This window comes from Bradyrhizobium sp. (assembly GCF_035935975.1).
In the GTDB taxonomy this organism is placed as follows: Bacteria; Pseudomonadota; Alphaproteobacteria; order Rhizobiales; family Xanthobacteraceae; genus Bradyrhizobium.
The window spans coordinates 94,681-107,487 of record NZ_DASYWN010000025.1 but is presented as its reverse complement, the minus strand read 5'-3'; the positions used below and the strand labels follow the sequence as shown (position 1 = coordinate 107,487).

Sequence of the window (12,807 nt, the reverse complement as noted above, 5' to 3'; positions counted from 1 at the left end):
ATGCTGCAGCTATCCGCGTGGCATTCTGGGTCCCGGCTCTGCGCAGCAGCGTTGCACGCTGCAGCGCGTCCGGGACAGGAGAGCGACGAATGCTGCTGCAGGTCAGCGCTTTCCCACTCAGAGATACAGATGGAGCGGCGGTGAGTTGCCGACCGGCATCATCTCATAAGGCGGCTTCCAGCCCGGCAACTCGGCGATACGCCGGCGCCAGGCGTCGATGGCCGGGAAGGCCGCCGCGAGATCGAAGCCCGTCTCCTCCGTTGGATAGTACAAATAGCCCAGCAGCGAGAAATCGACGATCGTCGGCCGGTCGCCCAGCATGAAGTGGCGGCCCGTGAGATGTCGCTCGACGATCGAGAATGCGCTTTCGGTCCGCGCCCGCAAGTACGCGAGCACGGCGGGATGAGCAGGCTCCGGCATGAAGCAGCGCTGAAACCGGTGCTGGGCAAAGCTCGATGTGAATTTGTGGTTGTCGAACAGCAGCCAGCGCATCGCCTCGAATCCGTCCTCGCGTGTCGGAACGAATACGCCGTGAGTCTCGGCGAGCCACAGCAGGATCGCGCCCGACTGGCTCATCTGCCGGCCATCGGCTTCGAGGACCGGGACCTCGCCCATGACGTTGGTTGCGGCCCGCCAGTGGGGCTTGCGGGTCTCACCTCCCGCGAAGTCGACACCGACCGGCTCCCAGTCCAGCCCCGCGCAGTTGAGAAAGAGCGCGACCTTGAAGGAATTGCCCGAAGCTCCGACGCAGTGCAGCCGGTATCGCGCCATGGTCAGGTCCTTCCGTGCGCGCGACCGGGAAGTGGACGGTCGCGGTTCGGATTGTCGCGACAGGCTCCTGACAGCGTCGTGTCAGCAACATCGTTCCGGATGATGCCGATGGAGCTTGCGCCAAACTCCGGTCTCGTGCCCCGGACGCGGCGCAGCACGCAGTGATGCGCTGCTGAGCCGGGGCCCACGCTGCAGCGATCCGTGTGGCATTCTGGGTCCCGGCTCTGCGCAGCAGCGTTGCACGCTGCAGCGCGTCCGGGACACGAGAACGGAAGCTAGTTCACCCGCTCAGCCGCGCGCTTGACCGCCTCCAGTCGCCGCGCCTGGTTCTGTGCGCCGCGCTCCTTCAGCAACGCCAGCACCTCGGCCGGCGCGGTGTCGGGCGAGCCTGAATTGAAGGGCGGGGCGGGGTTGTATTCCATCTGGAGCTGGATCGCTTCGGCCGTGGTGCGGTCGCGCAGGATCGACACCAGCGTCAGGGCGAAATCGATGCCGGCGGTGACGCCGCCGCCGGTGATGCGGTTGCGGTCGACGCAGACCCGGGTCTTGGTCGGCGTTGCGCCGAACTGGCTCAGCATCTCCATCGCGCTCCAATGGGTGGCGGCGCGGTAGCCCTTCAAGAGGCCGGCGGCGCCGAGCGCCAGCGATCCCGTGCAGACCGAAGTGACGTAGCTTGCGCCTTCAGCCTGCCTGCGCAGGAAGCCGAGCACCTCCTCATCGTTGAGCAAATCGTTGGTGCCGCCGCCGCCGGGCACGCAGATCACGTCCAGTTGCGGGCAGTCCGCAAAATTCGTCGTCGGCGTCAGCGCCATGACGGAATCGCTCGGCACCGGTTCGATCCGCTTCCAGATCAGGTGCAGTTTTGCGTCGGGAAGCATGGAGAACACCTGCAGCGGGCCGGTGAAGTCGAGCTGGGTGACGCGCGGAAACACCAGAATTCCGATCTGGAGCGGTGCCGACATGAGAACCTCCAATGAAGAGCTTGACGGGCGCAAACTGGCATGATGCCCTGCTGTCCAAAATGGCGTAATTCCCTCACTTTCGGACATAACCCATGATCGGCATCCTGATCTTCCCGGATTTCCAGTTGCTCGACGCGGCCGGTCCCATCTCGGTGTTCGAGATCGCGGCACGTGCGAGCGGCAAGCCGCTGGTGCTCCGCGTGCTGGCGGCGCAGGCGGGCCTCGTGCGCAGCTCCTCGGGCGTCGAGATGATGGCGCGCGATTTCAAGTCGGCGAATGCGCTCACGACGCTGGTCATCGCGGGCGGTGCCGGCGTTGCGGACGCCGCGCGCTGCGAGGCCACGCGCGCTTTCGTGCAGAGGCTGGCCAGGCGCGGCGTGCGGGTCGCGAGCGTCTGCTCGGGCGCCTATGTGCTCGCCGAAGCCGGCCTGCTCGACGGCCGCCGCGCCACCACCCATTGGGGACGGACGCGCGATTTCGTTGCGCGCTATCCGCAAGTGAAGTTCGAGCCGGACCAGATCTTCACCCGCGACGGCAATGTGTGGACCTCCGCGGGGATCACGGCGGGCATCGACCTTGCGCTCGCGATGGTCACCGAGGACCATGGCGAGGAGATCGCGCAGGCGACCGCGCGGCAGCTCGTGCTCTACCACCGCCGCAGCGGCGGCCAGTCGCAATTCTCCTCGCTGCTGGAGCTGAAGACGCCGAACGGCCGCTTCAGTGAGCTCTTATCCTGGGCGCGCGAAAATCTCGACGCGCCGCTGACCGTGGAGGATCTCGCCGATCGCGCCGGGATGAGCGCACGGCATTTCGCCCGCGCGTTCGCTGCCGAGACCGGCACGACACCGTCCAAGGCGATCGAGCGGTTGCGGCTCGAAGTCGCACGCGAGCGCGTGCAGTCCTCGCGCGAGGCGATCGAGCTCGTTGCGGAGACGACGGGATTTCGCGACCCCGAACGCATGCGGCGCGCCTTCATCCGCGCCTTCGGCCAGCCGCCGCAGGCGCTGCGGCGCGCGGCGCGGGCGGGGTAGGGCGGCCGATCAGACGCCTCGCGGATCGACATCCCGGTTCGCAGCGATGTAGTCGATCTCGCCGCGCGAGATACCGATGTCGTGGAGCGCCATGTCGCTCAGTTCCGACAGCCTTGCTCGTAATCGTCGACGTTCGCGCCATTCACGAAGAGCGGCGTAGCAATTGGCGAGCGGGCCCAGCCCAGGTCGAACCGGCACGAAGGTCTGTCTCGGCGAGGACACATCGTAGGTTGTAGCCATCAGAACTCTCCCTGGTATGCGACCAGGCAAGAATGTCAGGACGCCGCAGGCGGCGCTTTATAATCGGCTTACATTTTGCTTACCGGCAGCTTATTCTTGCGGCTCCCAAGGGAGCTGGAGCGCATCAGGCAATCTGTGAGGTGACCAAGGAGCAGTAGCGTGCGCTATTTCTTCGAGGACTACGCTCTCGACACCGACCGATGCGAACTCCGTCGTGGATCCCGTGTCGTCCCGACCGCACCGCAGGTTTTCGATCTGCTCGACTACCTGATCCGCAACAGGGGGCGTGTCGTCAGTAAGGACGACCTTGTAACTGTCATCTGGAATGGACGTATCGTGTCCGACGTCGCACTGACCACCCGTCTCAATGCGGCTCGAAACGCGATTGGCGATTCTGGCGAGGAACAGCGCCTCATCAAGACGTTGCCGCGAAAGGGCTTTCGTTTCGTCGGCGTGGTCCAGGAGGACCTCCCGCCTGCCGTCGCGGGGGCTTCCGGCCACGTAGATTCGCCAAAGCCTTCGCTTGCGCTGCCCGACAAGCCCTCGATCGCCGTATTGCCGTTCGAGAATATGAGCGGCGATCCCGAGCAGCAGTACTTTGCCGACGGTATGGTCGAAGAGATCACCACGGCGCTTTCGCGGTTCAAATGGTTGTTTGTCATCGCTCGAAACTCGAGCTTCACGTTCAAGGGCAAGGCGGTCGATATCAAGGAAGTCGGGCGCAGCCTTGGCGTGCGCTATGTTCTTGAGGGGTCAGTGCGCAAGTCCTCCGGCAAGGTTCGCATCGCGGGGCAGTTGATCGATGCGGTGACAGGCGCGCACATCTGGGCCGACAGGTTCGAGCGTGACTTGACGGACGTGTTCGCGCTCCAGGATGAGGTCGCGGTCGCCGTCGTCTCGGCCATCGAGCCGAAATTGCTTCAAACGGAAATTGCGATCGCAACGCGACGACCACTGGAGAATCTCACAGCCTACGATTTTTATCTTCGGGCTCTGCCGCAGTTTTACGCCTCAACCCGCGAAGGGCTCGCCGAGGCGATAAAGCTCACTCACAGTGCGTTGGAGCTGGATCCTCGATTCGGCATCGCCGCGGCCTTGGCAAGCCTGTGCCACACGCTCACCGTGACCATGGGCTTCTCCGTCGATCCGCAATTGGATCGTAAAGAGGCGATTCGCCTGTTTCGTCTGGCCCTGAGTATAGACGACAGCGATACCGTAACGTTGGCCTATGCTGCCACCGTGTCAGCCTTCATGGTCGGTGATTCCGAGAGCGAGATCGAGATGGCGGATCGCGCGGTCACAATCAACCCGAATGCGTTTGAGGCGTGGCATGGCAGAGGTTGGGTGTACCGGATTGCGGGCCTGTATGAGGAGGCGATCAGCAGCTTTGAGCGCGCCATCCGCGTAAGCCCGATTGATCCGCTACTTCATCGGTCGTTCATTGGAATGGCGATGGCCCTTATTGAGCTCGGTCGCTTTGACGAGGCAATCGCGGCCGCGAAGAAAGCCGTTCGTCAGAATGCTGCTCATGCTGCGTCATACCGGTGTTTGGCATGCGCGTTCGCCTACCTCGGTCTGGACGCGGAGGCACGCGAGGCAGCGGCTGGTGTGCTCGAGCACGACCCTGCCTTTACCATCTCCACTTATATCGCCCGAGGTGGGCAGGCAAAGGCGAAACGATTGATCGAGGGACTTCGCAAAGCGGGGTTGCCCGAGTAACTCTTCAATGTCGGTCAGGTTTTCGCAGGCGCTCCGGCGCGCGGCGCGGGCGGGGTAGGGACTGTAACTTGCCACTCGACGGAGGCAGCGACGATGAGCGGGATGGAGTACAGCAATGAGAACGCCAAGCGGCTCCAGAGACTTTATCTCACCAGCGATGTGAAGGCCCAGCGCGCCGAGACGATCCGGCAGCTCAATCTGTCCGCCGGCGAGCGCGTTCTCGATATTGGATGCGGTCCGGGCTATCTCTGTGAAAGCATGGCGCAGCTCGTCGGGCCTGACGGTGCTGTCGTCGGCATCGATGTGTCGACCGACCTGATCGCCGTCTGCAACCGGCAGAAGGCTTCGGAGTGGATTTCATATGCCATCGGCAACGCGACGGAACTGGGCCAGTCCGATGCATCGTTTGACGTCGTCGTGTGCACTCAGGTCGCCGAGTACGTCCCGGACGTCGACCGAGTCCTCATGGAATCATTTCGCGTCCTGAAGCCGGGCGGACGGACGATTTTTGTCGCAACCGATTGGGATGCCGTGGTGTGGCATTCTGAAAACCGGGAGCGTATGGCCTCGGTCATGAAATCATGGGAAGCACATTGTGCCCATCCGCGGCTCCCGCGGTCGATGGCCTCCAGACTGATCAATGCGGGATTTCATCTGGATGGAGCGTCCGTCTTTCCGATCCTGAATTTGCGGTATGATGACGATACCTACAGCAAGGGATTGGCGCAGGGAGTTCGGGGCTTCGTCGGCCGCAGGAACGACGTTTCGGCCGACGATCTCAACGCCTGGCACAGCGAGTTCGAGCGCTTGACCGGAGCGGGCCAATATTTCTTCAGCACCTGCCGCTATATCTTCAGTGCGTCGAAACCTGCTGAATAACTTCTCTGAGAGCGCCCCTAGCTCGTGCTGTTTGCGGCCGCCGCGCCGGACGCCTCTGCGCGCGCCGTGAATCGCCGCGCGATCGGCGTCAGCAGATAGGGCGCAAGGTGAATCGGAAACTGCGTCAGCGCGAAATAGAGCCAGGTCGTGGCCGGCAGCGCGCCCGCGGTCGCGGCCAGCATCAGGCCGAGATTGCGCTGTGACACCATCAGGCCGACCGCGAAGGCGCGCTCATAGCCGGCACGGCGGAAGATCAGTGTCGTGACAGTGAGCAGCGCGAAATAGACCGCGAAGGCGAGCAGCGCGACGCCGATCGTGAACAGCGGATCGGCGACGAAGTCGTGCGCGACGTCGCCCATCACGGCGGATGCGAACACCAGCAGGATAAGGATGTTGAAGCCGTCGATCGGCCGCTTGTGGCGCTGGATCGCTTTGGCGCCGAACATCCAGCGGATCGCGGTCGCACCGATCAGCGAGATCGCGAGGATGGCGAGGAGCTTGGTGCCGAGCACGAGCGGGGAGATGCTGAGCATGCCGCCGAGAAACAGGCTGGCGAACAGCGAAGCCGTGAACGGCACCAGCGCGGTGGCGGTGACCAGCGTGACCAGCGGCAGCGTGGCATCGAGGCCGATCAGCGCGGCGAGCGCGGGTGCTGCCATCATCGGCGAGGCCATGCCCTGGAGCATCAGCGCGAGGAAGAGGCCGGGCGAGCTGGTGTCGAGCCCGGTCGCATGGGCGAGCAGGCCGACGATCAGCGGCACGGCGATCGTGGTCCAGGCCGTTGCGCTCGCGATCAGCGCCGGCCGGCGGAGATGGCCATAGAGCGCGACGAGATCGACCCGCATGAAGGAGATGCAGAGCAGGCAGAGGATCGCCTCGGTGACGTAGGGGCGCAGCAATGCGCCGAGCGGCGGCACCGCAACCGCGATGAAGGCGATCGCCGCCACGGCGCGCGTGCCCTGGTCGCCGAGCCATGTCAGGGCGCGCAAGGGAATGGCGAAGACGGTTTTGAGGATGGACAGCATGGTCGTGAGCGTTGGTGCGTAGCCCGGATGAGCGAAGCGATATCCGGGGCAGGTATCATTGAAGGTGTCATTGAAGGCGAGAGCGGACCCGGATGTCGCTATCGCTCATCCGGGCTACGGGACTATCCCAATCCCTTCAACCATGCGCCGATCTCGCTGATCGCTATATCGGCCTGTCGGAGCAGCTTGCCCATGGTGACGAACCCGTGGAACTGGCCGGGGAAGTGCTTGTACGTGACGGGCACGCCGGCCTGCTTCAGGCGCGCAGCATATTCACTACCTTCATCGCGCAGCGGATCGGCGCCGGCGGTGAGCACATAGGCCGGCGGCAGGCCGGCCAGGCTTTGCGCGCGCGCCGGCGAGGCGCGCCAGTCGTGGATGTCGGCGGCGCCGCTGAGGTAATGGTCGCGAAACCAGCGGATCACCGAATGCGTCAGCAGCACGCTGGTCTCGGGCTCGCTGTGCGAGCCGTGCGTCATGGCGAAATCGGTCGCGGGGTAGATCAGCACCTGGCCCGCGATCGCGGGGCCGTCGCCATCGCGCGCGGAGAGCGCGACGACCGCGGCGAGATTGCCGCCGGCGCTGTCGCCGCCGATCACAAGGCGCGAGGCGTCGATGCCGAGCGCGCGCGCGTTCGCGGCAATCCATTTGGTCGCCGCAATAGCGTCATCGACGGCGGCGGGAAATTTGTGCTCGGGGGCGAGGCGGTAGTCGACCGCGATCACGATCATGGCGCCTTCGACCGCGAGCTGGCGGCAGACGACGTCGTGGGATTCAAGATCGCCGATCACCCAGCCGCCGCCGTGGAAGAACACCAGGGCCGGCGAGACGCCGTTCTTCAGGCGCGGCTGTTTCGGCACATAGAGCCGGGCCGGGATCGTCCCGTGCGGCGCCGGGATCGAAAGCGGTGCGACGCGGGCAAGCTCGGGCGGTTCGGGGTTGGTGGCAAAGCGGGCCTGCGCGTAGGAGGCGCGCGCCTCCGGCGCCGTCAGGGTCTCGTAGGCGGGGCGGGCGGCCTCCAGGAACGCCTTGTAGACGGCGGCGGCGTCGGGATCGAGCACAACGGGCATGGCGGAGCGGCCTTGCGGTTTCTGGTGAGGGGCGGACGTCGGTTATCGGGGAAATGCCCGTTTCGGCCTGGGGAGAGCTGTTCGGACTATCCCATCCGGGGGCGGCTCTGGCCAGCAGGCGGCGGGCAGGGCTGGGATGCCGCCCTTTCCCCGCCGTATTCGGCGTGTTAACCGGATGGCCTGCGAGCGGCGGTATCCCCTGTAGAATGTGCAACAAGCCCGATTCGCTGTTGAAGCCGCGCGATATGTTTAAAACCTTTACCCTGACAGGCCTTGCGGCGCTGCTGGCCGCCACCGCGCTGACGGTTGCGACGCCGGCGCAGGCGCAGATCGGCACGATCTTCTCGGATCCGCCGCCGCGGCCGCCGGGCGCGATTCCGCGCGGCCAGCCGCAGCCGCCGCCTCAGGATGACGACGACGAGGAAGTGCCCGCGCTGCCGCCGCAGGGCCGCGTGCTGCCGTCGCGCCCGATGGCCCCGCCTCCGCAGGGACGGCAGGGTAACGTGATGCCGGGACCGGTCGAGAGCCAGCCGTTGGCGCCGCCGCCGGGCTCCCCGGTCGCGCCGCCGCCCTCCGTGGCGGTCGCTCCGCCCAATGCACCGGGAGCCGTCCCGCCGGGCGCCCCTGGTCAGCGCCAGCCGCAGCAGAAGGGCGCGCCGGGTGGCCCTGTGCCGCAGACGCCGGCGAGCCTGCAGCCGGGCGACGAGGTCGTGACCGAGCCGCCGGCCCAGAAGATCGTGAACAAGAAGGCGACGTTCTCCGGCCTCGACAAGATCACCGGGCGCATCATCAATTTCGACGAGGAAATCGGCGAGACCGTCCAGTTCGGCGCGCTCAGGGTCAAGACCGACGCCTGCTACACGCGGCCGGCGACGGAAGCCGCCAACACCGACGCCTTCGTCGAGGTCGACGAGATCACCCTGCAGGGCGAGGTGAAGCGGATCTTCTCGGGATGGATGTACGCGGCAAGCCCCGGCCTGCACGGCGTCGAGCATCCGATCTACGACATCTGGCTCACCGACTGCAAAGAGCCGCAGCAGACCATCGCGACAGCTGCGCCCGATCCGGCGAACAAGCCCGCGCCTCCGCCGCCACCTCCCGCGCAGAAGAAGGCAGCGCCCAAGCAGGCCGTGCAGCAGCGTCCGCCGCAGCCTCTGCCGCCACCGCCGCAAGCGCAGCCTGCACCGCCGCCTCCGCAGCCGCAGGAGCAGCGCGGTCTGTTCGGCTTCCCCGGCTTCGGCAGCCGCTAGCCTCGTGGCCGTGAGGCGATGATCTCGAGCGCGCGCGCGCCCGGGATCGCATCGCCGGGCGAGAGCCGCAGGAAATCGCCGGGATCGCCGGCGAGCGCCTTGTCGAGCAGCGCGGTGTAGCGCCGCCGCGAAATCTCGACCGCGCCGAAGCTCTTCAGATGCTCGGTGACATATTGCGTGTCGAGCAGCTCGAAGCCGCCATGGATCAGCCGCGCGACCAGATGCACCAGCGCGACCTTCGAGGCATCGCGCGCGGTGTGAAACATGCTCTCGCCGAAGAAGGCGCGTCCTAGGCTCACGCCGTAGAGACCGCCGACGAGGTCGTCGCCCTGCCAGGCTTCGACGCTGTGGCAATGGCCGAGCTCGTAGAGGCCGCCATAGAGGTCGCGGATGCGCTTGTTGATCCAGGTGTCCTCGCGCCCTTCCTGCGGCGCGGCGCAGCCGGCGATCGTGGCCTTGAACGCGGTGTTGACGGTGACGCGAAACGTGTCCGAACGCACCGTACGCGCGAGTCGCGAGGCGACGCGAAAGCCCTCGAGCGGGATCACGCCGCGCAATTCCGGCTCGACCCAGAAAAGGGTCGGATCGTCGGCGCTCTCGGCCATCGGGAAGATGCCGCAGGCATAGGCGCGCAACAGCACGGCCGGTGTGATCTCAGACGAAGCGGAGTCGCGCGAAGTCATGATGCGACAATAGCAGGATTGGATCGCGGTTGCGATGGCGGCGCGGATCAGCTCGCGGCGGCGGCGTTGTTGGCCTTGGGCGCCGAGGGCAAACGCCGGAACCTCAGGATGACGCGGGTTCCGTCATGGGCGGGGTCGCGCTCGACGGTGGCATCGAGCTTGGTGGCCATCGCCGCGACGATGCGCTGGCCCATGCCGGTGGAGCGCGGATCGGCCTTGACGTTGTCGCCGACGCCGTCGTCGGCGATCGACAGTTGCAGATCCTCGCCCTGCGAGGTCAGCTCGACATGGATGGGACCGGCGCCGTCGGGATAGGCGTATTTCACCGCGTTCATCACCAGCTCGTTGACGATGATGCCGACGGCGACCGCGCGGTCCGGGTCGATCTCGATCGGTTCGGCCTTCAGCGTCAGGCGCGACATCCGGTTACCTTCGGCCGACCGCCTGAGGTCCTCCAGCAGCGAGTCCAGATACTGGTTCAGCACCACGCTCTTGAGGTCCTGCGAGGTGTAGAGGCGGCGATGCACCTGCGCGACGGCGGCAACGCGGCCCATGGCGTTGGTCAGCGCGGCCTTGACCTCGTCCTGCCCGGCCGAGCTTGCCTGAAGATGCAACAGCGAGGCGATGATCTGGAGCGAGTTGCCGACGCGGTGGTTGACCTCGCGCAGCAACAGCTCGCGCTCGGCGGCCAGCGCCGCATAGCGGTCGCGCGAGGCATGGATCTCGGCCTCGGCTTCCTCGCGCGCTTTCTGCAATTCGGCCTGGCGCAGCGCGCCGTCGGCGGCGACGTGGAGCAGGGGGATGAAGTCGCCCTTGACGTCCTTGACCAGATAATCGGCCGCGCCCGCCTTCAGCGCGGTGACCGCGATGCTGGAATCCTGCGAGGCCGTGACGAACACGACCGGAGGCGCGCCCGGGATCGCCATGATCTGCTCGAGCGTCTCCAGGCCATCGAGCCCCGGCATGTACTGGTCGAGCGCAACGACATCGATGCCGCCTTCGGTGCTGCTTTGGGCGCAAGCACGGCGGATGTGCTCGAGGCCTTCCTCGCCACTCGCGGCATGAATGACCTTGTAGCCGCGCCGCGTCAGGCCGCGGTCGACCAGGCGCGCAAGCGCGTCGTCGTCGTCGATGTAGAGCAGCGTCGGCGTTGTCTGGTTCATGTGGCGGCAGGCGGGACCTGGATGACCGAGAAGAACAGCCCGAGCTGCCGGATGGCGTTGGCGAAATTCTCGTAATTGACGGGCTTGGTGATGTAGACGTTGCAGCCGAGCTCGTAGCAGCGCTTGATTTCCTGGCTGTCGTCGGTGGTGGTCAGCACCACCACGGGCGAAGCCTTCAGGTATTTGTTCTCCTTGATCTGCTTGAGGATGTCGATCCCCGTCATGTCGGGCAGGTTGAGGTCGAGCAGGATCAGCAGCGCATTGCCCTTCTGGACGAGACCGCTGCCGTCGGCGCCGAACAGGTGCTTGATCGCGTCGGTGCCGTTGGCGAAGGAGATGATTTCGTTGTTGACGCCGGACCTGCGGATGTTGCGCTCGATCAGTCGCGCATGTCCCTCGTCGTCCTCGATCATGATGATGCTGACAGGCTGGGTCATCGATCTGCGTTCCGGTTGCTGGTGTTCCAGGCAATGGGCAGCGTGATGGTGAAGGCGCTGCCCGTGTTCAGTTCCGACGATACCGACATGGTGCCGCCGAGGCGGCGCACAAGTGCACGTACATGCGCAAGACCGATGCCCTGTCCGGGCTTGTCCTGGGTTCCCGCACGACGGAACAGGTCGAAAATCCGCTGATGATCCTTGGGATCGATACCGCGGCCGTTATCGCTGATTTCGAAGATAGCGTAGCCTAGCTTGGTGCGCCCGCGAATTCTGATCTCGCCGGGGACCCCGTTCTTCAGATACTTAATCGCGTTGTCGATCAGATTGGAGAAGATCTGCTCCAGCGCAAGGCGGTCGCTGACGATATTGGGCAGCGGCTCGATGTGGATCTCGGCCTGCGCTTCGGCCGCCTGATGCGCCAGCGTCGACACGATCGCCTCGACGAAGTCGCGCGTCTCGATTTTTTCCGGCTGGAACTCGCGCCGCCCCTCACGGGTGAGGTTGAGGATGGCCGAGATCAGCCGGTCCATCTTGGCGATCGACGATTTGATGAAGCCGAGCGCCTCGGAGAAATCCGCTGAAAGCTGCTTGTCGGGGCCTTCGAGCGAGACCTCGCCAGCGGGCAGCGGCGGGCCGTCGGCCGGAACGTGGGTGAGGCCGCCGATGCGTCGGAAGATATCGCCGCCGAGCTCTTCGAGCTCGCTGGTGAATCCCATGATGTTGACGAGCGGCGAGCGCAGATCGTGGCTCACGATATAGGCAAAGCGCTGGATCTCGTTGTTGGCCTCGCGCAGGTCCGCCGTGCGCTCGTCGACGACGGATTCCAGATTGACGTTGGCATCGCGCAGCCGCGCCTCGGCGTCGTCGCGCGCCTGCGCCGAGCGCCGCACCAGCCAGATCGAGATCATGGCGAGCAGGACGACCAGGCCGGAGCCGATGCCCGTCATCGATGCGGCGAGGGTCTGGCTGCGATCGGCGTTGGTCGACCGGAGCCGGAACAGACGTTCCTCCTCCTGGATCATCGCGTTTGCCACACTGCCGATCGCGGCGGTGGTATTGGCCGCGGCGGCCTCATTCATCAGGGCTGTGGCCTTGTCGACCTGGCCCTTCCGGACGAAGTCCGTTTCCCGGGAGAACTGGCCCAGCCGGGTCTCGATCGCCGCGCTGAGCTTTTCGGTGCCCTCGCGTTGCGTCGGATTGTCAACGCTCAGGCGGGTCACCCGGTCCAGCGCGGGAATGATCGCGGCGACCGCCTTGTCGTGGTCGGCCTTGAAGTTGTCGCCCTGGGTCAGAAGGTAGCCGCGCAGACCGCTCTCGGCGCGACGAATCTCCAGCAGCAGGGCATTGAGCTGGTTCTCCACCTCGATGGTGTGAACCACCCATTTGTTGTCGTCGCGCGCCTTGTTGACCAGATAGACCGAGCCGGCGCTGATCACGGTCAGCACCAGAAGCCCCGCCGCGAGCAGCAGGATCTGCCAGAATGCGCGCCGCCGCTGCGCCTCGACCGTCACGACGGATCCGCCTTGTCAGGCTTCGTATCAGGCTTCTTGGAGTTCAAAACGGCCCCTTGGAAC

Annotated in this window: 13 protein-coding genes; 4 read left to right on the top strand and 9 right to left on the bottom strand. The window is 65.5% G+C overall.

Annotation, left to right across the window (positions count from 1 at the left end; genetic code table 11):
* Positions 1 to 117: 117 nt before the first annotated feature.
* On the bottom strand, positions 118 to 771 hold the full coding sequence (locus tag VGR99_RS14040) for a glutathione S-transferase (RefSeq protein ID WP_326898973.1): 654 nt from the start codon (positions 769 to 771) through the stop codon (positions 118 to 120).
* 275 nt (positions 772 to 1,046) lie between these two features.
* Positions 1,047 to 1,733, bottom strand: a complete 687-nt coding sequence (locus tag VGR99_RS14035; protein ID WP_326898972.1) for a DJ-1/PfpI family protein — start codon at positions 1,731 to 1,733, stop codon at positions 1,047 to 1,049.
* Between the two features lie 92 nt (positions 1,734 to 1,825).
* Between VGR99_RS14035 and VGR99_RS14030 the strand changes: the two genes are divergently transcribed.
* A complete protein-coding gene (locus VGR99_RS14030; protein WP_326898971.1) occupies positions 1,826 to 2,764 on the top strand; it encodes a GlxA family transcriptional regulator in 939 nt (312 codons plus the stop codon).
* A 9-nt stretch (positions 2,765 to 2,773) separates the two neighbouring features.
* Here the strand turns inward: VGR99_RS14030 and VGR99_RS14025 are convergent, their stop codons facing one another.
* Positions 2,774 to 3,004: a DUF1127 domain-containing protein gene (locus VGR99_RS14025; RefSeq protein ID WP_326898970.1), complete on the bottom strand. Its 231-nt coding sequence runs from the start codon at positions 3,002 to 3,004 to the stop codon at positions 2,774 to 2,776.
* 159 nt (positions 3,005 to 3,163) lie between these two features.
* Here VGR99_RS14025 and VGR99_RS14020 point away from each other — a divergent pair, with 159 nt between their 5' ends.
* Complete coding sequence (locus VGR99_RS14020) at positions 3,164 to 4,723, top strand: winged helix-turn-helix domain-containing tetratricopeptide repeat protein (RefSeq protein WP_326898969.1); 1,560 nt, start codon at positions 3,164 to 3,166, stop codon at positions 4,721 to 4,723.
* Positions 4,724 to 4,816: 93 nt separating this feature from the next.
* Positions 4,817 to 5,602: a methyltransferase domain-containing protein gene (locus tag VGR99_RS14015; RefSeq protein WP_326898968.1), complete on the top strand. Its 786-nt coding sequence runs from the start codon at positions 4,817 to 4,819 to the stop codon at positions 5,600 to 5,602.
* A 17-nt stretch (positions 5,603 to 5,619) separates the two neighbouring features.
* Here VGR99_RS14015 and VGR99_RS14010 read toward each other — a convergent pair whose 3' ends face one another.
* Both VGR99_RS14010 and VGR99_RS14005 read right to left on the bottom strand, forming a co-directional pair.
* On the bottom strand, positions 5,620 to 6,627 hold the full coding sequence (locus tag VGR99_RS14010) for a Na+-dependent transporter (RefSeq protein WP_326898967.1): 1,008 nt from the start codon (positions 6,625 to 6,627) through the stop codon (positions 5,620 to 5,622).
* 122 nt (positions 6,628 to 6,749) lie between these two features.
* Entirely contained in the window at positions 6,750 to 7,697 is a 948-nt protein-coding gene (locus tag VGR99_RS14005) for an alpha/beta hydrolase (RefSeq protein WP_326898966.1), read from the bottom strand.
* 206 nt (positions 7,698 to 7,903) lie between these two features.
* Here VGR99_RS14005 and VGR99_RS14000 point away from each other — a divergent pair, with 206 nt between their 5' ends.
* Entirely contained in the window at positions 7,904 to 8,947 is a 1,044-nt protein-coding gene (locus VGR99_RS14000) for a DUF2155 domain-containing protein (protein ID WP_326898965.1), read from the top strand.
* Here VGR99_RS14000 and aat read toward each other — a convergent pair.
* From aat to VGR99_RS13980, 4 genes are read right to left on the bottom strand one after another with little or no spacing between them, the layout of a single operon-like run.
* The gene (gene aat, locus VGR99_RS13995; protein ID WP_326898964.1) at positions 8,944 to 9,630 is read right to left on the bottom strand and encodes a leucyl/phenylalanyl-tRNA--protein transferase; all 687 of its coding nucleotides are present in this window, start codon (positions 9,628 to 9,630) and stop codon (positions 8,944 to 8,946) included. The two genes, VGR99_RS14000 and aat, sit on opposite strands and share 4 nt — an antisense overlap.
* A 47-nt stretch (positions 9,631 to 9,677) precedes the next feature.
* A complete protein-coding gene (locus VGR99_RS13990; RefSeq protein WP_326898963.1) occupies positions 9,678 to 10,793 on the bottom strand; it encodes a histidine kinase dimerization/phosphoacceptor domain -containing protein in 1,116 nt (371 codons plus the stop codon).
* On the bottom strand, positions 10,790 to 11,230 hold the full coding sequence (locus tag VGR99_RS13985; RefSeq protein ID WP_326898962.1) for a response regulator: 441 nt from the start codon (positions 11,228 to 11,230) through the stop codon (positions 10,790 to 10,792). Before VGR99_RS13985 ends, VGR99_RS13990 begins: the two co-directional genes overlap by 4 nt.
* Positions 11,227 to 12,744: a sensor histidine kinase gene (locus VGR99_RS13980; protein WP_326898961.1), complete on the bottom strand. Its 1,518-nt coding sequence runs from the start codon at positions 12,742 to 12,744 to the stop codon at positions 11,227 to 11,229. The genes VGR99_RS13985 and VGR99_RS13980 overlap by 4 nt, the downstream gene beginning before the upstream one ends.
* Positions 12,745 to 12,807: the final 63 nt, after the last annotated feature.

What these genes read in the sequence shown, in the direction of transcription:
- VGR99_RS14005 (WP_326898966.1), bottom strand. Translation starts at nt 7,697, where the DNA reads ATGCCCGTTGTGCTCGATCCCGACGCCGCCGCCGTCTACAAGGCGTTC.
- VGR99_RS13985 (WP_326898962.1), bottom strand. Translation starts at nt 11,230, where the DNA reads ATGACCCAGCCTGTCAGCATCATCATGATCGAGGACGACGAGGGACAT.
- VGR99_RS14000 (WP_326898965.1), top strand. Translation starts at nt 7,904, where the DNA reads ATGTGCAACAAGCCCGATTCGCTGTTGAAGCCGCGCGATATGTTTAAA.
- VGR99_RS14010 (WP_326898967.1), bottom strand. Translation starts at nt 6,627, where the DNA reads ATGCTGTCCATCCTCAAAACCGTCTTCGCCATTCCCTTGCGCGCCCTG.
- VGR99_RS14035 (WP_326898972.1), bottom strand. Translation starts at nt 1,733, where the DNA reads ATGTCGGCACCGCTCCAGATCGGAATTCTGGTGTTTCCGCGCGTCACC.
- VGR99_RS14030 (WP_326898971.1), top strand. Translation starts at nt 1,826, where the DNA reads ATGATCGGCATCCTGATCTTCCCGGATTTCCAGTTGCTCGACGCGGCC.
- VGR99_RS14025 (WP_326898970.1), bottom strand. Translation starts at nt 3,004, where the DNA reads ATGGCTACAACCTACGATGTGTCCTCGCCGAGACAGACCTTCGTGCCG.
- VGR99_RS14040 (WP_326898973.1), bottom strand. Translation starts at nt 771, where the DNA reads ATGGCGCGATACCGGCTGCACTGCGTCGGAGCTTCGGGCAATTCCTTC.
- VGR99_RS13990 (WP_326898963.1), bottom strand. Translation starts at nt 10,793, where the DNA reads ATGAACCAGACAACGCCGACGCTGCTCTACATCGACGACGACGACGCG.
- VGR99_RS14015 (WP_326898968.1), top strand. Translation starts at nt 4,817, where the DNA reads ATGAGCGGGATGGAGTACAGCAATGAGAACGCCAAGCGGCTCCAGAGA.
- aat (WP_326898964.1), bottom strand. Translation starts at nt 9,630, where the DNA reads ATGACTTCGCGCGACTCCGCTTCGTCTGAGATCACACCGGCCGTGCTG.